Origin of the sequence: Streptosporangium sp. NPDC051022, assembly GCF_040683035.1 — a bacterium.
In the GTDB taxonomy this organism is placed as follows: Bacteria; Actinomycetota; Actinomycetes; order Streptosporangiales; family Streptosporangiaceae; genus Streptosporangium.
Genome location: NZ_JBFBCF010000043.1, coordinates 57093 through 79494 on the forward strand (window position 1 = coordinate 57093; position 22402 = coordinate 79494).

Sequence of the window (22402 nt, forward strand, 5' to 3'; positions counted from 1 at the left end):
GGCCGGCCCCGGCGCGTGCCGGGGCGGGTCAGCCGCGCCGCCTGCCGGACCTGACCAGCAGCCAGAGCAGATACGGCGCGCCGACGACGCCGGTGACGACGCCCGCGGGCAGCGGCACGTCCGGCACCGCGAACTGCGCGACGAGATCGGAGGCGAGCAGCAGCGCGGCCCCGATGAGCGCCGACGGGAGCAGGGCGGCGGATCCGGTCCCGGTGACGCGGCGTGCCACCGGGGCGCTGACCAGGGCCACGAACGGCACCGGCCCCACGATCGCCACGGCCGTCGCCGCCAGGGTGGCCGCGATGCCGAGCAGCAGCGTGCGGGTGCGCCCGACCCGCACGCCGAGCGCCGTCGCCGGATCGTCGCCCAGTTCGAGCACGGGCAGCCGGCGGCCCCCGGCCAGCGCCGCGGGCACCAGTACGGCACCGCAGACCGCCAGCGTCAGCGACGTGTCCCAGCCGGCCCGGCCCAGGCTGCCGTTGATCCAGACCAGCGCCTCCTGGGCGTCGCGCACGTCACCCCGGGTGAGCACGTACGACACGACGCCGGAGCACAGCGCGGACACGGCGATGCCCACGATGACGAGACGGTGACCGGCCCGCCGCCAGGACAGCAGGTAGATGGCGGCGGTCGCGGCGAGGGCCCCGCCGAGCACGACGCCGGTCAGGAGCAGACCGCTCAGCCCGAAGGCGATGAGCCCGATGACGCCCGTCGCGCCCGCGCTCTGCGTGATGCCGATGACGTCCGGGCTGGCCAGCGGGTTGCGCAGGATCGACTGGAGCAGCGCGCCGGACAGGCCGAGACACGCTCCGGCCAGCAGCGCGACGAGCATGCGCGGCATGCGCAGTTCCATGATGACGAACCGGGTCATCGCGTCCGCGCGGCCGAGGACGGCGGCCAGGACGTCGGGTGGGCTGACCGACGCCTTGCCGAGCGCCAGCCCGCACACGGCGAGCGCGGCGATCACGATCACGAGCGTGGCCGTGATCCTGGCCTCGCGCAGCCGCGCCCGACGGCGCAGGCGGCCGGTCAAGACGGGGGTGGTCATCGGCGTGCCTTCCTGCGCGGCCGTATCAGCGCGATGAGCAGCGGGGCGCCGACCACCGCGACCACCACGCCCACCTGGAGTTCGCCCGGGCGGACGACGACCCGGCCGAGCACGTCGCAGCCGATCAGCAGCGTCGGCCCGGACAGCGCCGCGTACGGGACGGTCCAGCGGTGGTCGGAACCGGCGAACCGGCGCGCGACGTGCGCGACGATCAGGCCCGCGAAGGAGATCGGCCCAGCAGCGGCGGTGGCCGAGCCGCACAGCAGCACCACCGACAGCGCGGCGAGCGCCCGGGTGCGCCCGACCCGCTGGCCGAGGCCGCGGGCCACCTCCTCGCCCAGGGCCAGGCCGTTGAGCGCCCGGCTGACCGCGAACGCGAGGACCAGCCCGGCGGCGATGCCGGGCAGCGTCTGCCAGAACACGGGGAAGCCGCGGGCGGCCAGCGCCCCGACCTGCCAGAAGCGCATCTGGTCCAGGGCGGAACGGTCGGCGAGCAGCACCGCGGTGACCAGTGAGGTCAGCGCCGCGCTGACCGCGGCCCCGGCCAGCACCAGCGTGACCGGGGCGGCGCCGCGGCGCCCGGCGGCGCCCGCCACGCCGTACACGAAGACGGCCACCACGGCGGCCCCGGCGAAGGCGAACCAGAGCCCGCCGCCGCTGCCCTGGACGCCGAACACGCTGATGGCGACGACGACGAAGAGGGAGGCGCCGGAGTTCACCCCGAGCAGGCCCGGGTCGGCCAGCGGGTTGCGGGTCAGGCCCTGGACGATCACCCCGGCGACGGCGAGGCCGAGGCCGGCTGTGATGCCGACGAGGGTGCGGGGCAGCCGCTTCTCGACGACCACCAGATGGTGCGGATTCGCCGGGTCGTAGTGCGTGAGCGCCTGCCAGACCGTGCGGAACGGCAGCGCGTTGGCGCCGACGGCGAGGCTGAGCACGCACACCGCGATCAGCGCTGCGGCGAGCAGGAGCAGGCCGGCGGCGAGGCGGCCGATCCGGCGGCGGGGCGCCGGTCCGGGCCGGTCGCCGCCGGAGGCCGCCGGGCCGGGCGCGTCCCGGGTGGTGGGGGTGGCGGACACGTACGGGTTCCGGAGGCTACGCGCCGGCCTTCGCGGCGGCGGCGGCGAGCTGCGGGACGTACCGGTCGAGCATCCACGGGATGGACAGCACGGTCGGCGCGCTGCTGGCCATCACGAACGACTCGCCGACGATGGGCGCGAAGCGCTTGTCCTTCACGTTGGGCATGGCCGCGATGACCGGGTCGGTGACGAACTTGTCCACCTCCTTCTGGGTGCCGAAGTACATCACCAGCACGTCGGCGTCGATCTTGCCGACGTTCTCGTAGCTGGTGCCGTAGAAGTACGAGCCCGCCTTGGGGTCGGCGTCGAGGGCGGTGACGCTGGGGCTCACGGTCATGCCGAGGTCGCCGAGCAGGGCCACCCGCGGGTCGCTGGCCCGGTAGATGTTGAGCTGGTCGGCCTCGTTGGCCGCGCCGTACACGAAGGACTTGCCCTTCAGGACCGGGTTGGCCTCGGCGAGCGACTTCACGTAGGCGGCGGTCTTCTCCCGCAGCCGCTCGGCCTCCGCGCTGCGGCCGAGGGCCTTGCCGATGATCTCGACCTGGTCCTGCCAGGGCAGCGCCCAGGGCTTCTCCGGGTAGGCGACGACCGGGGCGATCTTGCTGAGCTTGTCGAAGTCGTCCTGGGTGATGCCCGAGTAGGGGGCGAGGATGACGTCGGGGCGGGCCTCGACGATCTCCTCGAACGGCACCTCGCCGGTGTCGGAGCTCAGCAGGGCCGGGGTGGTGCCGCCCAGCTCCTTGATCTTCTCGGCGTCCCAGGGGAACACGCCGTCGGCGTCTCCGCCGTAGGTGTTCTTGGGCATCGCGGCCGGGACCACGCCGAGGGCCAGCACGGCGTCCTGGCTGGACCAGCCCCAGGTGACCACGCGCTCGGGCTTCTTGGGGATCACGGCGTCGCCGAGGGCGCTGCCGATGGTGACGGGGAACGTGTCACCGGCGGGCGCGGCGGGGCTCTGCGGCGCGGCCGCCTCCGGCTCGCCGGAGGAGGTGGAGCATCCGGTGAGCGTGAGGGCGGTCAACGTGGCCAGTGTGGCCAGTGTGGCCAGCGCGGCCCGGGACCGCGACCGTACGGCGGTGAGCATGGGGTTCTCCAGGGGGCGGGAGGGGTCCGTTAGGTTAGGCTTACCTTACCTTGTCCTTTTTGGGGGATTTAACCGGGGGTGGGGTAACGGTGACGGCCGGGTGGTCACGGCGCGGGGCTGTCCGTGCGGGTGTCCGACCATGCCTCCCATAGCGCGGCATAGCGTCCGCCCTCGGCCAGCAGCTCCTCGTGGGTGCCGCTCTTGATCACACACCCGTCGTCCATGACGACGATCCGGTCCGCCGTGGCGGCCTGGGTGAGCCGATGCGCGACCAGCAGGGCGGTACGGCCCTCGACCGCCCGTGCGGCGGCCCGCTCCAGCGTGCGGGCCCCCGCGCTGCCCGCCTCGGCCGTCGCCTCGTCGAGTACCGCGACCGCCGGATCGGCCAGTACCAGCCGGGCCAGCGCGAGCTGCTGCACCTGCGCGGCGGTGAGGCGGTGACCGCCCGCGCCGACGACCGTGCCGAGTCCCTCGGGCAGCGCCTCCACCCAGTCCAGCGCCTCCACCAGCCGCAGTGCCGCGCGCAGTTCCTCCTCGGTGGCCCGGGGCCCGGCCAGCCGCAGATCCTCCGCCAGCGGGCCGGCGAACACGTGTGACTCCTGGGTGACCAGCACCACCGCGCGTTCCGCGCCCGGCCGCGCGGCGGGCAGCCGTACGGATCCGGCGGACGGCCGCTGGACGCCCGCGACGATCTTGGCGAGCGTCGACTTGCCCGCGCCGCTCGCGCCGACCAGCGCGACATGCTCCCCGGGGCGCAGGACGAGGTCCACGTCGCGCAGGATCGGCCGTCCCGGTTCGTAGGCGTGACCGAGCCCGGTCACGGTCACCCCGGACCCGGACCCGGACCCGGCCGGCTCACCCGTCCGGGACGGCTCCCCGGCCCCGGGCGGTCCGCCCGCCGCCTGGGACGGCCCGGTCCGCGGCCCGGGCGCCGGTTCGGGCTCCGGTTCGGGCGCCGGTCCGGGCTCTGGTTCGCGCTCCGGTCCGGCAGGGAGGGCGGCGACCCCCGCCAGCCGGGCCAGCCCGGCCATGGCCGTCTGCGCGTCGTCCAGCAGCACGAGCGCGTTGTTGATCGGGCCGAACAGGCTGTGGAAGTACAGCGCCGCGGCGGTCGCGGTGCCGATGGACGCCGACCCGTCCCGCACCAGGAGGAACCCGGCGAGCAGGACGGCGGCGAGGCCGATGTACTCGGCGATGTGCAGCCGGCTGTAGAAGCGCACCACCAGCCGGACCCCGCGCATCGTCAGCTCCACCGCGGCCCGTGACCTGTCGGACACCCGCCCGGTGTGCTCCTCCTCCATCCGGAAGGCCCGGATGGTCCCCGCGCCGCCGATCGTGTCGAGCAGGCGCTGCTGTATCTCTCCCGCCGCGACCCGCTGGCGGGCGTACAGCGGCACCGCGTGCCGCACGTACCAGCGGGCGGTGTGCGCCTGGACCGGCACCGCGAGCAGCGCGGCGAGCAGGAAGCGCCAGTCGAGCAGCGCGAGCGCGCCCAGGGTCAGCACGATGGCGAGCAGGGAACGGGCCAGCTCCGGCATGGCGTTGCGCACCGCCTCGGCCACCCGGGACACGTCGCCGGTGACCCGGGCCGTGAGATCGCCGGACCCCGCCCGCTCCACCCGCTCCTGTGGCAGCAGCAGCGCGCGCTCGACGAACCGCTCCCGCAGTGCGGCCAGCGCGGTCTCGCCGAGCCGCGAGACGAGCGTCAGCCCGAGCGCGGTCGCACCCCCCTGCGCGGCCGCGACGAGCACGAGCAGTACGGCCGGCCGGATGAGGTCCGCCGCCGGGCGGCCGTCGGCGACCAGGTCCACGATGTGCCCGAGAAGAGGCTGGGGGAGCAGCCCGAGCGCGGTCGCGCCGACCATCACGGCGAACCCGGCGGTCGCGAGCCCGCGGCGCGGGCGCAGCAGCTCCCGCACGAGAGCGCGGGTCCCCGCCGGGGACGCGGTGGGCAGCGCCGTCTCGGGCGCGGTGCCGTCCTCGGCCGGTTCCGTCCCGGCCCGGGTGTCCCGGCTCACGCCAGCACCGTTCCTCGGTAGGCGGCGTTGCGGCGGACCAGTGCGGCGTGCGTTCCGGTCTCCACGATCCGGCCGCCGTCGAGGAGCGCCACCCGGTCGGCCACCGTGAGCAGCGCCGGGCTGGTGGTGACCATGATCGTGGTACGGCCCCGGCGTAGTTCGCGTATCCCGGCGGCGATCCGGGCCTCGGTGACCGTGTCCACCGCCGTGGTCGGATCGTGGACCACCAGCACCGGCCGGTCGGCGGCCAGCGCCCGGGCCAGGGCCACCCGCTGGCGCTGCCCGCCCGACAGCGAACGGCCACGCTCGGCGATCACCGTGTCGTCCTCGTGCGGCAGGGCGCGGGCGACCTCGTCGGCCGCGGCCGCGGTCATCGCCCGGCGGAGATCGGCGCCCTCCGGGGCGGCCGCGCCGACGTTGCCGTGCAGCGTGCCCTCGAACAGGTCGGCGTCGTGCGCGGCGACCAGGATCGCGGCGCGCAGGTCACCGGGGTCGAGGTCGCGCAGCGGCACACCGTCGAGCTCGACCGTCCCGCCGCCGGGATCGGCCTGCCGGTTCAGGCAGCGCAGCAGCGCTGTCGCGTCCGCCGGATCGGTCGCGGCCACACCGAGCAGCTCGCCCGGCGCGACGTCCAGGTCGATCCCGCGCAGCCCGGCGTGATCGACCCCGCGCAGCCGGAGCCCGCCCCGGATCTCCTCCGGCAGCCGTACACCGCCCGCGGCGACGGCCGGCGGCGCGGCCAGCACCTCGGCGATCCGGGCGGCCGACGCCCTGGCCTGGGCGAAGGAGGCGTTCACCCAGGCCAGCGCCTGCATCGGCCCGATCAGGAACAGCGCGAGCCCGACCGCCGACACCAGCCGGCCCAGGCTGATCTCCCCTTCGGCGGCGAGCCGTCCGCCGGACAGTCCGACGACGGCGATGAGACAGCCGGTCAGCGCGAGGACCACGCCGTTCTGCAGCGCCTCGGCCCGCGCCGCGCGCATCGTCGCGGCCAGCGAGTCACGGCTGGTAGCGCGGTACCTCTCCAGCGCGGCCGCCTCGGCGCCGATCCCCTTGAGCACCCGCAGCCCGGCGACCAGGTCGGCGGCCACGCCGGAGGCGCGCGCGGCCCGGTCCTGCTCGGTCGCGCTGCGCCGCTCCAGCGGCCTGCTCAGCAGATGGCCGAGCCACAGCAGCGCCGGGGTACCGGCCAGCACCACCAGGCCGAGCGGGACCGAGATCCACAGCAGCACGCTCGCGCCGGCCGCGAGCCCGGTGAAGACGGCGACGGCGCTCGGAACCGCGGCGGCCAGGGCGCCGACCCGCTTGGCGTCCTCGGTGGCGATGCCGGCCAGCGCTCCGGGAAGCCGTCCGGCCTCGGCGCCGCCGCCGGGATGCAGGACCCGGCGGACGATGTCCGCGCGCAGGTCGTGCGCGGCCTCCTCGGAGGCGCGCTCCCCGGCGCGGGCGCCGAAGCGGTAGCTGAAGGACAGCACGACGTAGACGACGGCGAGGACCACGAGCCAGCGCAGCAGCGCGCCGAGGTCGCCCGCGGCGACGCCCTGGTCGATGGCCAGGCCGATCAGCACCGGAACCGCCGCCTCCCCGCCCTGGTGCCCGGCGCGCAGTACGGAACCGATCACGATGCGCCGCCGCTGCCCACCGAGCGCCCGGCGCAGCACCGCACGCCCCGGCGACTCCGACCGCCTCACCCGCGCTCCTCCGGATCATCCTCGGATGCCAAATTTAGGTAAGGCTAGCCTATGGTTTATGTAATGTCCGGTTCTGGGGGCGGATGCATGGCCGGGTGGGTTCGTCCGCCGGTGGTCCGTGAGCGCGGCCGATCGAGCCCCGGCCGGGGAGGTGGGCGAGGCGGGCCGCGACCGGAGGGCCGCCGTCGGCGGGCCGTGGCCGCGATCGGCCAGATGACCGATGTGTGCTCTCTGGAACCTTCTTCCTGTTTGTTTTAACTTGAGGTCAATTCTCGGTAAGAGAAGGCAGCGCACGTCCTCCGCGAGGCGATGGGAGCGCGCGTCGTTCGACCGCGTCGGTGCCCCGGTACCGCGGTCGCACCGTCGCGGTGCCGTTGAAGCGGCTCGTCGCCCTCGTGTGGCCAAGGTTCAGGGCCGGCAGAGAGGTGATCGAGTGATTGCGCGCAGACGAGTGGGGACGGCCTTACTGATCGCGGCGCTGGCCGCCGTGATCGGCGGATCCGGGCCCCTGTCCACGGGGGTGGAGGCGGCGACGTGGCCCCAGACCCCGAAGGTCGATCCGCCCCCGCTTCCCGTCGATCCGATAACCCCCCAGGAGTCGCTGGACGGCCTCGGGATCAGCGGGTATCCAGACCGGCTGAGCGTCCAGCCGGGCGAGTCCGTGAAGATCATGGTGAGCACCAGGAGCCCGACGTTCCGGGCGACGATGGTGCGGGTGGTGCACGGTGACGCGGATCCGCGCGGGCCGGGCGTCAAGGAGCAGGTCATCGAGTCCGACGTCAACAAGGAGTACCCGGGCCGCTACCAGACGCTGCCGGTGGGGTCGTACGTGACCGTTCCCGACGATGACGACCTGCGGCCGGACGGGAGCTTCACCATCACGGCGTGGATCGCGCCGACCACCGTCCCCGGTTCCAGGCTCAACCCCGTCGCCTACCGGCGGACCCCCGTCGGCACCGGAGCGGTGCAGGGGATCGTGACCAAGTGGTCGGAGGAGGAGAAGGCCGGGTACGGCATGTTCGTGGACCGGGACGGCGGGCTGGGCCTGCGGCTGGCCGACCGGGCCGGGCGAGTCCAGACGGTGAGCACCGGCGTGAAGCTGAAGCCGTGGGCCCCGGCGCTGCGGGGGGTCGAGCCCGGCGGCGCCGTCCGGCCGCAGCACGTGAACTCCTCCGGCTGGTACTTCGCCGCGGTCTCATACGACGCCGGAACCGGCAGGGTGGGGCTGTACCAGTATCCGCTGACCGGCCTGCCCGACGACTCCCAGGCCGTCGTCACCCGCACGATCGAGGCCCGCGGGCTGAAGAACGCCACCGCCCCACTGCTGATCGCCGCCTACCAGGGCGGTCAGAACCGGCCGGCCGGGTTCTACAACGGCAAGATCGACGCCCCGCGGGTGTTCGACCGGGCACTGGACGAGCGGGAGATCCTCGCCCTGCGACGCGGGGGACCGGCCACCCGGGCGGTGGCGGCCTTCGACTTCTCCCAGAAGATGGACACCGACCAGGTCGTGGACACCTCCCGCAACCACCTGCGCGGCCGCGCGGTCAACCTGCCGGTCCGGGCCGTCACCGGCCACAACTGGCGGGCCGACGAGCAGGACTTCAAACAGGCGCCCGAGCAGTACGGGGCGATGTACTTCCACGACGACGACCTGGGCGACGCCGCCTGGGAGCCCGGCTTCACCTGGCGGGTGCCCGCCGACGCCCGCAGCGGCGTGTACGCGGCCAAACTGGAGGCGGACGGGCGCGTCTACCACGCCACCTTCGTGGTGCGTCCCAAGCGCGACAGGCCCACCTCGAAGGTCGCCATGCTGGTGCCGACGTTCAGCTACCTGGCCTACGGCATGACGGGCTACTTCGTGAGCGGGATGAGCCAGTACTCCCAGCACAGCGACGGCAGCGGCGTGGTCTACTCCTCACACCTGCGCCCGCTCACCAACCTGCGCCCGTACACCTCCGGCCCCAAGGGCGAGGGCAGGCCGTGGCAGTTCGAGGCCGACACCCACATCACCGACTGGCTGGAGTCCACCGGCCGCACCGTCGACTACATCACCGATCACGACCTGCACCGGGAGGGCAGGAAGCTGCTGGACGACTACAAGGTCGTTATCACCGGCAGCCATCCCGAATACACCTCCGAACCCATGCTCGACGCCCTGCAGGGCTGGCTGGACGACGGCGGCCGCCTCATGTATCTGGGCGGCAACGGCTTCTACTGGGTCACCCCGCTCGACCGCACCGGCACCTACACCGAGCTGCGCCGCCACGACGGCACCGAGGCCTGGCAGAGCGCCCCCGGCGAGTACTACCACAGCACCACCGGCGAATTCGGCGGCCTGTGGCGTTTCCGTGGACGGCCCCCGCAGCAACTGGTCGGTGTCGGCTTCACCGCCCAGGGGTTCGGCTCCCGCGTGGGCACCGGCCTGTACAGCAGGCCCCTGGACCGCTCGCCCGAGAGCCACGATCCCAAGGCCGCCTGGGTCTTCGACGGCGTCAAGGCCACCGGCCCCATCGGCGACTTCGACTCCCTGCAGAGCAGGGGCGGCCCCATGGGCGAGGAGATCGACCGCGCCGACTACGCCCTGGGCACCGCCGACAACACGATCGTCCTGGGCTCGGGCACCGGCTTCGGCGACGAGTACCTGTTCGTCAAGGAGGAGAACAACACCGCCAACCTCATGGAGGGCGGCACCGTCAACTGGCTGGTCCGCGGTGACGTGGCCCTCACCCGCTACCCCAACGGGGGCGCGGTCTTCTCCGCCGGCTCCATCTCCTGGGCGGGCAGCCTGTTCTACAACAACTACGACAACGACATCGCCACCATCACCGGGAACGTCCTGAAGGCCTTCTCCGCCGACAAGCCGCTCCCGGGCACCGGCTGACCCGGATCCACGCCGGCCGGGCAGGGCGGTATCCGCCGTCCCGCCCGGCCTCCTCCACTCCCTGCAACCCCCCGTAACCCCCTGCAACCCCCTGCGCCGACCCCACCCGCCCCGAACCGGCTCCGTCCGCCGGTTTCCTCCGGAGGCCACGTGTACGTATCGGTACGCGACATCCCCCACGGCACGGGACCGACGACCCGGGTGCCCCGGGTCGTCGTCGTCCTCGGCCTGGTGAGCCTGATCACCGACGTCTCCACCGAGATGGTGACGGCCGTCCTGCCGCTGTTCGCGACCCTCGCCCTGGGACTCACCCCCCTGGCGTACGGGCTGCTGGACGGCCTCTACCAGGGCGCGACCGTGCTGGTACGGCTGCTCGGCGGCTTCCTCGCGGACCGGCTGCGCCGTCCCAAGCTCGTGGCGGGCGCGGGGTACGCCCTCGGGGCCGCCGCCAAGCTGATGCTGCTCCCCGTGACGGGCGCGGGAGCGCTGTCGGCGGCGGTGGCGGTGGACCGCGCGGGCAAGGGACTGCGGACCGCCCCGCGTGACCTGCTCATCGCCACGGCGGCTCCGCCGGACCGGCTCGGCAGGTCCTTCGGGGTGCACCGGGCCCTCGACGCGACCGGCGCGCTGCTCGGCCCCGTCGTCGCGTTCGGGCTGCTCGCGCTCGCGCCGGGCGACTTCGACATGGTCTTCGTCGTCTCGTTCTGCGCCGCCGTCCTCGGCGTGCTGCTGTTCGCCCACCGCGTACCGGAACACCACACGCCGGAACACGGCGCGGGGGAGCACGGCACATCGGTCCCGCACTCCGGGGCGCGGCCGATCTCGCTTCGCGGCATCGCGGCGCTGCTGCGGATCGGCGGGTTCCGGCGGCTGCTCCTCGCCGCGGCCGTGCTGTCGGCGGCCACGATCGGCGACGGCTTCCTCTACCTCGTCCTGTTGCGCGGCGAGTCGGTCACGACCCGCTGGTTCCCGCTGCTGTTCGTCGGCACGAGCCTGGTCTACCTCGCGCTGGCCGTACCGCTCGGCAGGCTCTCCGACCGGTACGGCAGGAACCGTGTCTTCACCGCCGGGTACGGCCTGCTGCTGTGCGCCTACCTCACCGCCATCCTCGCCGGGGGGATCGCCGGGGCCGCGCTGTGCCTGGTGTTCCTCGGCGCCTACTACGCGGCGACCGACGGTGTGCTGCCCGCGGCGGCCGCGCCGCTGCTGCCCGCCGAACTGACGGCGACCGGGATCTCCGTCGTCCAGGCGGCGGTGGCGGGCGGCCGCGCCCTCGGCGCGGTGGCCTTCGGCGCGGTCTGGACGACGGCCGAGGGCGACGCCGCCGTGTGGACCTTCGCCGCCGCCCTCACGGCCGCCCTGCTCACGGCCGTACCGATGATCACACGAGCCCACGACCGCCGGACGGAGGTCCGATGACCCAGCACAGCCCGCGCCGGATCGGGGACGGCAAGATCATGGCGGTGCTCGCCGCCCTCGTCATCGCCGTGGCCGCGAGCTGCGTCACCTCCTCGGTACTGCGCGCGGGCGCGGCCGGCGGATCCGGCGACGGCTCGGTGGAGCTGCCCGAGGGGCGGCAGATCGTGTTCCGATCGCTGCGTCCCGGACCCACGTTCGGCCACGTCGCCGTGCTCGCGGCCGCCGACGTGCGGCGCGAGCGTGTCATCCTCCCGACCCGCTGCGAACGGACGGCCGCCTCGCCCACGGGCGGCCTGTGCCTGCGTCAGACGCGCAACCTGATCCAGCCGTTCGCCGCCACCCTTCTGGACGATCGGCTCCGGCCCGGTGGGGAGGTCCCGCTCAACGGGGTCCCGAGCCGTGCCCGGGTCTCCGAGGACGGCCGCTACTACGCCACGACGGTCTTCGTGACCGGGCACTCGTACCTCTCCGACGGCTTCTCCACCGAGACCGTCATCGGCCGGGTCGGCGGCGATCCGATCGGCGACGTCGAGCGGTTCACCTTCCTGGTGAACGGGCAGCCGAACGAGAACGTGGACCGCAACGTGTGGGGCGTGACGTTCGTCCCCGGCGGAGAGCGGTTCTTCGCCACCGTGGCCACCCAGAACCGCAGATACCTCGTCGAGGGCGACATCGGGCGGCGGACCCTCACCGCCCTGCGCGACAACGCCGAGTGCCCGTCCCTGTCCCCGGACGGGCGGCGCCTGGTCTACAAGAAGCGGACCGGGCTCAACTCCGACGTCTGGCGCTTCCACGTCCTCGACCTCGCGGCCGGTGTCGAGACCCCGCTCGCGGAGACCCGCAGCGTGGACGACCAGGCGGCGTGGCTCGACGACGACCACGTGATGTATGCGGTGCCCAAGGGCGGCGCGGGCGGCCGCGACGCCGACGTCTGGACCGTGTCTCTGCGCGGCGGCGCGCCACGCCTGCTCATCCCGGACGCCGACTCGCCCACCGTCCGATCCCCGGCCGCGGACCGGCCACTGCGCTGACCCCGTGCCCCGAGTGTGCCCGCCACCTCCGAAGCCGTGGTCCACCTCGTGATGCTCGACAGCATGGCCCGCCGCCTCACCGGCAAAAGCACTTCGAACCGGCACGGAACCCGAATATCTGGATCGGATCGAGCCGGCAGGATCAAGCGCTCTCTAAGCTCACATGCATGGCAAAGTACTTCGATGTGCATCCGGACAATCCGCAACCTCGGGTGATCGGTCAGGTGATCGACCTCCTCCGGGCGGACGGGCTGATCGCGTACCCGACGGACTCATGTTTCGCGTTGGGGTGCCGGCTGGGAAACAAGGAGGGCATCGACCGGATCAGGGAGATCCGCGACCTCGGCGACGACCATCACTTCACCCTGGTCTGCGGGAGTTTCGCCCAGTTCGGCCAGTTCGTCCACATAAGCAATGCGCTGTTCCGCTCGATCAAGGCGGCGACTCCCGGCGGCTACACGTTCATCCTGCCCGCGACGAAGGAGGTGCCGCGGCGGTTGCTGCACCCGAAGAAGAAGACGGTCGGCGTCCGGATCCCCGATCACGTCGTCACGCAGGCGTTGCTGACCGAGCTCGGCGAACCGCTGCTGTCGAGCACCCTGCTGCTGCCCGACGAGACCGAGCCCATGACCCAGGGCTGGGAGATCAAGGAAAGACTCGACCACGTGGTGGACGCGGTGATCGACTCCGGCGAGTGCGGCGCCGTACCGACGACGGTCGTCGACTTCTCACAGGACGAACCCGAGATCCTCCGCAGAGGCGCCGGAGACCCATCCCTGTTCGAGTAGGCGGTTTCGAGTAGACGGTGTCATCCGAGACATCGCCGCCATCGCCTCGCGCCGGCGGCGGGCTTGGTCGCCATCCACGCGTGGCCCAACCGGCCCTCGTCCTTCGTCGTCGAGCGGGCCGGGGAGCCGGGGCCTGTTCTCGTGGTGTCGCTTCCCTGCGCCCGGCCGGACAACCCGCTCGGAGAGCGGACGATCGCAGTCCGCCCCGCCCTCGTCGCCGGGTGCGTCCGACGAGCCCTCGAACATGGGTGGAACCCCGGGCAACCGGGCTCGGCGTTCACCCTCACCGTCACCGAGGACGAACTGGCCGTGCTCCTGGGCGAACCGCCTCAGTACCTGATCCCCTTCCTCTGGGGGATGATCCCCGAAGGCGGGGGCATCAAGGACCTTCCTCGATGTGCCCAGATTTGGAGTCGGGAGGAACAGAGCACCAGCCGGTCACCATCCAAGCCGTAGCCGGTTCGAGATCGTCTACTGATGTTCATGAATGCGGGAAAGGACCGCTCAGGCATCTCCCCGGACGATCACCTTCCAGAGGTGCCCACCGGTGTTCAGGGGGCCGGGCAGGCCCTTGATACCGACGTGGTGTGTCGGTATGGCCGCCGTACCGTGCCCGGCCGCGGTGCCGTGCCCCGGGTTCGGAGATCTTCGGCGGGCCCTACGGCGATGAGACCCCTACCTTTGCGATAGTTGCGCGTTGTTCTTCGCCCCGTAGCGTCCCCATCAGTGATCCCGGTCGTGCGAGGAAAGGTCGGTATGAGCGACGATGTGGTGCGCCGTGTTTTCCGGTCGGTCGATTCGTTCGACCCCGACGAGTTCGCGCGGTTGCTGGCCGAGGACGCCACGTTCGTGTTCGGCAACGCCGAGCCGCTGGCGGGACGCGAGGCCGTCACCGCCGGGTTGCGGACGTTCTACTCCACCATCGGCGGCCTGCGGCACCGGATCGTCAGGAACTGGCAGGTGGACGCCGACATCATCGCCGAGACCGAGGTGACCTACCGGCGGCTCGACGGCAAGGACGTCAGCGTCGTGGCCGTATCGATCTGGCGCACCCGCGACGACGGCTTGATCTCGGACTACCGCATATTCGTCGACCTCGCCCCCCTCTACGCGGTCTGAAACCTGCCGCGGAAGCGCGCGGGCGGGTGTCTTCCTTGGCCCGTACCGGCTCGAGGTCAAGATCCCTTCGATCAGGACGTGGTGGCCGAGGCCCAGGCAGCGGCGGGCCAGGGTGTCGAGGAGCTCGATGTTCGTCCCGTCGGCACGTCGCGCTCCCGAAGGATGTCACGCCGGATGACGTCCTGACTGACCAGGGCCAGGTCTCGGTCGCGGGCCGGTTGTAGTACCCGCGCAGTGCTGGTCTTGCCGGAACCGGAGTCGCCACGCAACACGATGTACCGGCGCCGTGGGATAACGGCGGTCGCTGAGCTGGACGCGCGAGCCGCCGCGTACCTGACCCACGTAGGTTGATCCCGTCATGAGTCACCGCGAAGGGACGAGGGTAAACGCATGGCAGACTCGTTGGAGATCAAGCCCATCGGCACCGTTGTCGGCGGACGTGCTGAGCCGACCGACGATCACTGGGCGGAAAGGGCGATCATCCGCCTGAATCCCGACTTCCCTGTGGAGGTTGTCCAGGGCCTTGAGGAGTTCTCTCACCTGTTGGTCGTCTGGCATTTCCATCGTGCTTCGCCGGACGATGTCGCTTTCCACGCTCGAAGCCCGCGCAACGACCCCAAGTGGCCGGCCACGGGAACGTTCGTCCATCGCAACCACCGCCGGCCGAATCAGCTAGCGCAGTCCTTCCCCCGGCTTTTGAAGGTGGACGGCCTGGACCTGCACGTGGCCGATCTGGATGCGATCGACGGAAGTCCCGTCTTCGATCTGGCACCGTATTTCAAGGAGATGGGTCCGCGCGGTGAGGTGCGTGAGCCCGGTTGGCCAGGTGAAATGCTCAAGGACTACTGGGACGCCTCGCAGAGTTGACGAGGGCGGGGCTTCCCTCGGGCGGACGATTCGTCGCATGCATGAAGGAGCTCACCGAGTTGAGTGACCATGCAGCCTCGCTGGCGTGCGACGGCCTTACCGGCGGAACCCTGCGGCCCGTGACCGGGCGGTGAGAGGCGACCGCCCGGCGACATCGTGGTCAGTCCCGGTACGGCTCGCGGCCGCCCGGCGGGCAGGACGAGTTGCCCAGTACATCGACCCAGACATCGGTGACGAGCCCGGTAATCCGTTCGACGACGGCGGCCGGGACCGTGTCGTCTGTGACATCGGACCAGATCATGCGCACGGCGGCGGCCAGCGGAACGACAGGGGTGCCGCACCGCGCGCAGACACGCACGCGGACGGGGACACCACCGGGTATGTCCGGAATGAACGGCGGGTCGCTCACCGAGGTCCCCGCTCCACGCAGATGAACCAGACGATCTTGCCTCCCGGCGCGGGCTCGACACCCCACCTTTCGGCGTAGGCGGCGACGATCGTCAGCCCGCGACCGTGCTCCTCGTCCGGGCCCGCCGCCGGGAGCGAGGTCGGCCACACGCCGCCGTGGTCGGTGACCTCCCCGCAGACGATCCGTCCGTGCCGGTGCAGGGAGAGCGTGACCGGCGCCCGCCCGTGCACGATCGCGTTGGTCACCAGCTCGGACACGATCGTGGTCACGTCCTCCGCCACGGCGGACGCGCCCCAGATGGCGAGGGCTTCACGTGCGAGCCGACGTGCCTTGCCGACCGCCTCAGGATCGGCGGGCAGATCCCAGCACGCCTCCCGGGTGTTCTCGTCGTCTCTTATGGGAGGTGGGGGAGCGGGGTTAGGGTTCTTCATAGGTCAGGGGTCTCCGTTTTCCTGATCCAGTCCTCGGGCGGGTGGTTGCGTCACCACGCCCGAGGACGCCGGGGTTGTTTCCACTCACGGCGATCGAAATAAGCGCATTGTGATAAACGACACGGCATGTACACCTCGCCGCATTTAAGTGGAGCCGCGAGCGCGTCGGCCGTTGGCCTGGATTGTGATCAAGCGTCCGGCATGGATCCGTAGTGCCGCTTTGGTCTCTTATGGACGGCACGCCACGCGCGTGTGTGACTGGCAGGCTCTCTATGAATTGCTCGCGATCATCCATGATCGGCTGCCCTCACACATGGTTACGAGTACTCTCTTGATGGTGACCGATCGCATAGATACTTTCAAGGCGATAGTTTCAATGCGTTAATATGTCCCATTTTCGCTATAGGGAGGAAATGTGGCGAGTCCTACGGTCCGCCGACGCCGTCTCTCCGCCGAACTCATCCGCCTACGTGAACAGACCGGACTCACCGTCGAAGAAGCAGGGCGCCGGCTGGAGTGGTCGCGCGGTCGTCTCAACAAGATGGAGGCCAACAAGTGGACCAGGCCGGACCTGGGAAACATCCGGGCGCTTCTGGACCTGTACTCGGTGACGGATCCGGCGCAGCGCGAGGCAGTCCTGACGCTGGCCCGTCAGTCACGGGAGAAGGGCTGGTGGGCCAACTACCAGGACGTTTGGCGCGGTTCCCTGGCAGGATTCGAGGCAGAGGCATCCTTGATCAATACGTATGAGGATCTCCGCGTGCCAGGGCTGCTCCAGACCGAGGACTACGCCACGGCGATGTTCAAGGGTGGCCGGGTAATGGAGGATGTCCAGATTCGTCGTCGGGTAGAGGCGCGGCTGGCACGGCAAACCGTCCTGCACGGCGAGACACCGCCCACGCTGTGGGTGGTGATCGATGAAGCCGCACTGACCAAAACGGTAGGTGGTCCGTCGGTGATGCGACAGCAACTGCGGCATCTCATCGAAATGAGCGCCAGGCCGAACATCTACCTGCAAGTTCTCCCGGATTCGGCCGGAGCTCACGCCGCGATGGACGGCGCATTCACAGTCTTGAATTTCCCCGACCAAGGCGATCCGAGCATTGTCTACATCGAGACCGCGACAAGTGACCTATACCTGGAGAGTTCCGAAGATCTTATGCACTATAGGCTCATCTTCGACCTCATACGGTCGTCTGCGCTCGGCCCGGACTCATCTGTGGCACGTCTGGAAAACCTGATCGACCAACTAAGCTGAGAGGAAATCATGGCCTTCCCCCAGACCTCCCCCCTCATCTGGCGAAAGAGCTCCCGTTCCGGCTCGGGCGACAACTGCGTAGAGGTCGCGGTGCTCCCCGACGGAGGCCAGGCCGTACGGGACTCCAAAGACCCCGGCGGCCCCGTCCTGACGTTCACCCCGGGCGAATGGAACGCCTTCATCAGCGGTGTCAAGGATGGCGAGTTCGGCTGATGGTTACCCGCGGTCCGGGTGCGATGGCGGCCAACCGCTGAGCCAGGCCTTCCATCTCGGCGAGCAGCCCGGCCGGTGACTGGTCGAGTTCGAGCGCGTGCTGGTGGAGCGCGTGCTGGTGGATGGTGATGCGCGCGTGCCGGACACGGTGGGCGGCGTGCGGGGCGTTCCCCTTGGTGTGGACGAGGTGCCCTTCCGGCAGGTTGAGTGCGGTGCAGTAGGCGAGCACCTGGTAGAGGTCGGCGTCCGGGAAGCCCTTGGGTTTCCCGGCCTTGTACTTGGCGTCGGCCACGGCACGTGGGGTGCCGTCGTCGGCGTATCACACGAGGTCGGGAACCATCCGGATCGCGTCACGTTCGTCGAGGTGGGCCGCCACGCGGGCGGCTCGTGGCCATTCGACCAGGGTCACCTGCGGTAGACGATCTCTTTGTCGCCGGCGCCGGGGTAGGCCATGATCAGCAGTCGCTGGCCGCCCTGGTGCTCGCCCTTCCACGGGAACCAGGCGTAGTGCACGCGGATCCGGTAACGGCCCGCGCGGCCGTTGAGCGACAGGTCGGGCAGCGTGGTGCCGCTGAGGTCGTCCGTGAGCACGATCGCGCCCGTGGGACTGCGGTAGCCGACCTCGACGACCTTGTCCCAGCCCCTGGTCTCCACGGGCGGGCGACGCGTGTACGTCTCGACGGTGACGCAGAGGTCGAAGTCGGAGTGTGTGAGGACGGTCAGGGTGCCGGGCTCGGAGGAGACCAGTCCGTTGCCGGGGTCCAGATCCGGGTCGCCGCCCCCCTCGCCCTCGTACGTCTGCAGCACTCCGTAGTCGGTCCGCTGGGGCTCCTTGATCCGGATCGCCTTGACCGGCTTGATGCGCGGGCGGTGGTGTGGCGTCGCGTCGCACATGCGCTGGGCGTCCGCCTGTATCTCCGCGATCTTCTGATCCTGCTTGGCGCGCTCGGCGCTGACGGCGGCGGCGGCACTCGGGCAGATACCGGCGAGCGGGTAGGTCAGGGCGTCGCGGCTCACCTTCCAGCGGGCCAGCTCTCGCGGGTCGTTGCGGGTGTGCAGGTCGCACATCCGGCGCCCGTACGTGAGCACGACGAGGTCGGGCGTGGTGTCGGAGAACTGGCGAAGGCCGTTGTCCGGCAGGCGTAGTGAGCAGACGAACTTCTGCTCGGCGGTCAGTTCGTGAGGCTTCTCCGATATCTCCATTCTCCGGGGCTCGGGCGGGTTGCACTCCTCGGCCGCGGTGACCGGTCCGCGGTCCTGGTCCGCAGCCGGGACGAAGCAGAGCGTCACCACCGCGGCGAGGCCTGCCAGGAGGACGTGGCGGCGGGTGCGGCGGGCGGGCGGGGCGGTGTACAGGGCCGGCAGGATGAGAGCGGAGCCGGTGAGCGCGAGTCCGTACCACAGTGGAGAGATGCCGGCGGAGACGAGCGCGCCGTCCTTGACGAACAGGCTGCTCGGGTAGAGCGGCAGTTCCCCGAACAGGTCGGAGTCCGCCTTGATGGAGGCGCTCACGACGGTGATGCCGGCCAGGAGGAACAAGGTCAGCGTCGTGGCCCGTGTCAGCCGGTGGGTACGCCGCCACACGGCCGCCAGGATCAGCAGCGACGGTGCGCCGACCCCCACGAGCAGGTCGAGGACGTACCAGGTGAGAACCAGTTCGGAGCCGGCGAACTCACGTACGGCGTTCCACACCACGTTCTTCGGTCCGAGCCAGAACGGCACTCCGTGCGCGAGGTTGACGACCGCCGGGAGCAGCGGGAGCGTGATCGCCACCGCGGGGAGCGGCCACCGCCTGGCGGGCGCCCGTACGGGCCGAGACCGGGGCGACGTGGGCAGTACGCTGCCCAGGTCGTGCGCGGACCGGGCCCACCAGACCAGTCCGAAGACGGACAGTGCGGCGGTCACCTCGAAGAACAGCACGTTCCAGGGAATCCCGCTCGGATAACTGAACGAGATGATCCAGGAGGGCTGAATGAACGACATGACCAACGCGATCACGCCGATCCGCACGGTCGCCCCACTCCAGCGGGGATCGCGTGCCTGCGCCAGCAGCACCGACACCGCCCACACCGGCCAGGCGAACCGCTCGACCCAGTACAGGCCGGGGATCTGGGTGAACGGGGTGACCCCCAGACCCCATTCGAGGCCGGAGACCAAGCTCTCCAACGCGTTGAGCACCCCTGTCACGAGGACCAGGAATCGCAGCCAGCGAGGAGTGGTGTCGCGCAGCACACGGAAGAACAGCCAGGTCACCGCCAGTTGGAGCGGCACCGTGATCAGCAATAGCCACCAGTCGTACGGGATCGGCAGGCGCACGATCAGGGAGTATCCGACGTCGAGGTAGAGCACGGCCCGCAGCAGGCGGACCTCCCCGCCGTGTCGCGCCGGCTCGCCGCGCTCACGGCCGCGCAGCACCTGCCAGTACGCCCAGGCCTGCACCGCCGCGACCAGGACCAGCAGGACGATGAGCCACCACCACGGCTTGAGGTCCTCGGTCATGAAGTCGTACCGGTCCATGACGACCGTCCACACGGGGATGATGTCGCCGGTCACCTGGGCAACGACGCCGAGGGCGACCGCGACGGCCAGGTAGAGCACCGCGAGGGCGGCCGCGATCCAGCCGAAGCGGTGACGGCACATGGGGGAACTCCTGGGGGGAGGGAGCGATCCGCGAAAGCGCCCAACCCTAACGACCCACCAACAAGTTGATCAACGCCTGATCCGCTGTTCTCTGCCTGGACGTGGCAGACGAGCAGATCGGCTCCACCCCGGCCACTCATGAACTGTCCGTGATCACGGTGATCCTGCCGCGATCAACGAATGACTCTGATCAATTTTGATGCAGACCCTGGTCGTCATACGGGAAGATGGGCCGATAGACGGCCATAAGCGTTGATGCGCCATCGCGGGGAGGGGTCGGGTGGCATCGTTCAGGGCGCTTACGATCGCGCTCGGGGTGCTCATCCTTGTGAGCGCTTGCAGCGCGGATCCTCGCACCGCGCCCACCCGGTCGTCCCCTGCGGTCCCGGAGATCACCACGCATGCGGCGCCCATGCCCGGCCGTCAGCTCGGGCCCACCATGTACGGGCACAGCGACCGGACCGTCTCCCCGGCGATCGGTTCGGTGAACGGCAAGCCGGTGATCGTCACGGGTGGCCGCGACGACCTGCTTCGCGTCTGGGACCTCGCCACGCGCAAGCTCATCGGCGAGCCCATCCCCGCGGGTCAGGACGGTGTGGACCACGTCGAGCTGCACCGCTGGGACGGCAAGGACATCGCGGTCGTGAGCGGTGGAGCCCTGCGTGCGTGGGATCTCGGCACGCGTCGTCCGTTGACTCCACCGATCGTGACCCAAACCCTTCATACCAATCTGCTGGCCGTTGACTCCCACGACGGTCAGCATGTCGCGTTGACCGAAGGTAAGTTCCCCTTCGAGCTCCAGGCCTGGGACCTGAACACCGGATCCGCGGTCGGCGCCCCGCTGAAGGGGCATGAGGCCAAACCCAGGGCCGGGGCGATCGGGCAACTGGGCGGGACCACCCTGGCCGTCACCGGGGACGCGAACAAGGTTCTCCGCTCGTGGGACCTGAAGACTGGCAAGGCTCTGGCCACCGCCAAGGTGACATCGATGGATTACATCAGCGGCATCGCCATCCAGGGCGGGGCCGCGGTCGTCACCGGCACCGACGGCGACTTCCAAGGCCGCATGGAACGCTGGGACCTGGCCGCCGGCACTGTCACCGAGGTGAAGCACAAGGGCGAGTTCTTCCCTGTCGAGTTGCGCGAGCTCGACGGGAGAACGGTCACGATCTTGAGTGGAGACGGCACTCTGCGGGTCGCCGACCTGGCCACCGGCGAACTCATCGGCCACGGCTGGGACAGCGACGATCTCCTGGATCACGTAGCGGCGGTGGGCAAGTACGGCACCACGCCGATCCTGGTCATCGGCGATCTCGACGGGACGCTGACGATCTGGGACCTGCGCACGGGCAGACAACTCGGCAAGCCGTTCTTCGGCTACGGCGGGGGCGTCGAAACACTCGCGGTGACCAAGGTCCGGGGCAAGGCCGTAGCCGTGACCGCAGGAGCCGACGACACGATCCGCATGTGGGATCTGGCCACCCACAAGCCGTTCCGTGCGCCCATCTCCTGCGCGTGTGTCGAGTATGCGCCCATGACCACGGTCACGCGGGGCGGGAAGCCGGTCGTCGTCTACGCGGACGTCGAGCATGGGCTGGTGGCCCGCGACGCGGCGACGGGCAAGCAGGTGGACAAGACAGGGATCTCCGTCGCATCCCACGACGGACCTGCCCAGCTCTCGGTGGACGGCTCCGTTGTGGCCACCACGACGCGGGACGGCGGAGCCGAACTCTGGGATCTGTCGGCGGGAAGCCGTCGCCGCCAGGTCAACGCGACAGAAGTGGATGCCGTCGCGGTCGGCAACCGGATCATCGCCACCGCCTCCGGCGAGCAGATAAAGCTATGGGACCAGGCCACCGGCCAGCCGATCGGCAAGCCGATCGCCAGCGGCGGCCAGGCCGAATCCCTGGCGATCGGGCAGGTCGACGGTAAGACCGTCGTCTTCTTCCAGCGCAAATACGCCCCCGAATGGGGCGGTATCCGCTTGTGGGACGCCGCAACGGGCGGACCGTACGGCAAGGCTCTGAGCATCCGCTCCACCGCCATGGCCGTCACGCGCGTCGGATCCCGGACGGTGCTGGTGACCGGGCAGAACGACGGCACGGTGATCGTGTGGGACCCGCAGACGATGAAACCGCTCCTGCCTCCCCTCTCCGGCCACCACGGTGCCGTCAGCGGGGTCGCGGTGACCATGCTCAAAGGCAAACCGATCGCCGTCTCCAGCGGCGACGACGGCGGCATCCGAACCTGGGACCTCACGGACCTTCCTCATTAGCCCACTGATCTTCGAGAAAGGCCACGACGTTCCGTGGCCCGCGGCGCACCTTCGCCGCTACGGCGCTCGTCGAGGGTGTGCCCGTCCCCGAGGCGTCCCGTTGGCTGGGCCGTGAGTCCATCACCACGATCGTGATCTCTACGGCCAT

General features: G+C 70.7%; 19 protein-coding genes. 10 read left to right on the top strand and 9 right to left on the bottom strand.

Annotated features, from left to right (window positions below):
- Positions 1-28: 28 nt before the first annotated feature.
- The 5 genes from AB0N02_RS42135 to AB0N02_RS42155 all read right to left on the bottom strand — a co-directional run bounded on the left by AB0N02_RS42135 (position 29) and on the right by AB0N02_RS42155 (position 6920).
- A complete protein-coding gene (locus tag AB0N02_RS42135; protein ID WP_363959382.1) occupies positions 29-1048 on the bottom strand; it encodes an iron chelate uptake ABC transporter family permease subunit in 1020 nt (339 codons plus the stop codon).
- Positions 1045-2127 (bottom strand): iron ABC transporter permease, encoded by a 1083-nt coding sequence (locus tag AB0N02_RS42140; protein ID WP_363959385.1) that lies wholly within the window; start codon positions 2125-2127, stop codon positions 1045-1047. Before AB0N02_RS42140 ends, AB0N02_RS42135 begins: the two co-directional genes overlap by 4 nt.
- Before the next feature lie 16 nt (positions 2128-2143).
- Complete coding sequence (locus tag AB0N02_RS42145; protein WP_363959388.1) at positions 2144-3211, bottom strand: iron-siderophore ABC transporter substrate-binding protein; 1068 nt, start codon at positions 3209-3211, stop codon at positions 2144-2146.
- Between the two features lie 104 nt (positions 3212-3315).
- Complete coding sequence (locus AB0N02_RS42150; RefSeq protein WP_363959458.1) at positions 3316-5166, bottom strand: ABC transporter ATP-binding protein; 1851 nt, start codon at positions 5164-5166, stop codon at positions 3316-3318.
- Positions 5167-5225: 59 nt separating this feature from the next.
- The gene (locus AB0N02_RS42155) at positions 5226-6920 is read right to left on the bottom strand and encodes an ABC transporter ATP-binding protein (RefSeq protein WP_363959391.1); all 1695 of its coding nucleotides are present in this window, start codon (positions 6918-6920) and stop codon (positions 5226-5228) included.
- Between the two features lie 433 nt (positions 6921-7353).
- Between AB0N02_RS42155 and AB0N02_RS42160 the strand changes: the two genes are divergently transcribed.
- The 7 genes from AB0N02_RS42160 (at position 7354) to AB0N02_RS42190 (ending at position 15028) form a co-directional block, all read left to right on the top strand.
- Entirely contained in the window at positions 7354-9804 is a 2451-nt protein-coding gene (locus AB0N02_RS42160) for a LamG domain-containing protein (protein ID WP_363959394.1), read from the top strand.
- 150 nt (positions 9805-9954) lie between these two features.
- Complete coding sequence (locus AB0N02_RS42165) at positions 9955-11223, top strand: MFS transporter (protein ID WP_363959397.1); 1269 nt, start codon at positions 9955-9957, stop codon at positions 11221-11223.
- A complete protein-coding gene (locus AB0N02_RS42170; RefSeq protein WP_363959400.1) occupies positions 11220-12254 on the top strand; it encodes a hypothetical protein in 1035 nt (344 codons plus the stop codon). The genes AB0N02_RS42165 and AB0N02_RS42170 overlap by 4 nt, the downstream gene beginning before the upstream one ends.
- 167 nt (positions 12255-12421) lie before the next feature.
- Positions 12422-13042: an L-threonylcarbamoyladenylate synthase gene (locus AB0N02_RS42175; RefSeq protein ID WP_363959403.1), complete on the top strand. Its 621-nt coding sequence runs from the start codon at positions 12422-12424 to the stop codon at positions 13040-13042.
- A gap of 63 nt (positions 13043-13105) precedes the next feature.
- Positions 13106-13498: a hypothetical protein gene (locus AB0N02_RS42180; protein WP_363959406.1), complete on the top strand. Its 393-nt coding sequence runs from the start codon at positions 13106-13108 to the stop codon at positions 13496-13498.
- A gap of 300 nt (positions 13499-13798) precedes the next feature.
- Positions 13799-14161, top strand: coding sequence for a nuclear transport factor 2 family protein (locus AB0N02_RS42185; RefSeq protein WP_363959408.1), 363 nt, complete (start codon positions 13799-13801; stop codon positions 14159-14161).
- 390 nt (positions 14162-14551) lie between these two features.
- Positions 14552-15028, top strand: a complete 477-nt coding sequence (locus AB0N02_RS42190; RefSeq protein ID WP_363959411.1) for an SAM-dependent methyltransferase — start codon at positions 14552-14554, stop codon at positions 15026-15028.
- A 160-nt stretch (positions 15029-15188) separates the two neighbouring features.
- Here AB0N02_RS42190 and AB0N02_RS42195 read toward each other — a convergent pair whose 3' ends face one another.
- Positions 15189-15437, bottom strand: a complete 249-nt coding sequence (locus tag AB0N02_RS42195) for a hypothetical protein (RefSeq protein WP_363959414.1) — start codon at positions 15435-15437, stop codon at positions 15189-15191.
- Complete coding sequence (locus AB0N02_RS42200) at positions 15434-15868, bottom strand: ATP-binding protein (RefSeq protein ID WP_363959417.1); 435 nt, start codon at positions 15866-15868, stop codon at positions 15434-15436. Before AB0N02_RS42200 ends, AB0N02_RS42195 begins: the two co-directional genes overlap by 4 nt.
- 415 nt (positions 15869-16283) lie before the next feature.
- On the opposite strand from AB0N02_RS42200, the gene AB0N02_RS42205 reads away from it, so the two are divergent.
- Complete coding sequence (locus tag AB0N02_RS42205; protein WP_363959419.1) at positions 16284-17126, top strand: helix-turn-helix transcriptional regulator; 843 nt, start codon at positions 16284-16286, stop codon at positions 17124-17126.
- Between the two features lie 9 nt (positions 17127-17135).
- Positions 17136-17339, top strand: coding sequence for a DUF397 domain-containing protein (locus AB0N02_RS42210; protein ID WP_363959422.1), 204 nt, complete (start codon positions 17136-17138; stop codon positions 17337-17339).
- Here AB0N02_RS42210 and AB0N02_RS42215 read toward each other — a convergent pair.
- Positions 17317-17631, bottom strand: coding sequence for a hypothetical protein (locus AB0N02_RS42215; RefSeq protein WP_363959424.1), 315 nt, complete (start codon positions 17629-17631; stop codon positions 17317-17319). The genes AB0N02_RS42210 and AB0N02_RS42215 overlap by 23 nt on opposite strands.
- Before the next feature lie 113 nt (positions 17632-17744).
- Positions 17745-19979, bottom strand: a complete 2235-nt coding sequence (locus tag AB0N02_RS42220) for a hypothetical protein (RefSeq protein WP_363959426.1) — start codon at positions 19977-19979, stop codon at positions 17745-17747.
- Between the two features lie 412 nt (positions 19980-20391).
- Here AB0N02_RS42220 and AB0N02_RS42225 point away from each other — a divergent pair, with 412 nt between their 5' ends.
- Positions 20392-22254 (top strand): WD40 repeat domain-containing protein, encoded by a 1863-nt coding sequence (locus AB0N02_RS42225; RefSeq protein ID WP_363959429.1) that lies wholly within the window; start codon positions 20392-20394, stop codon positions 22252-22254.
- Positions 22255-22402: the final 148 nt, after the last annotated feature.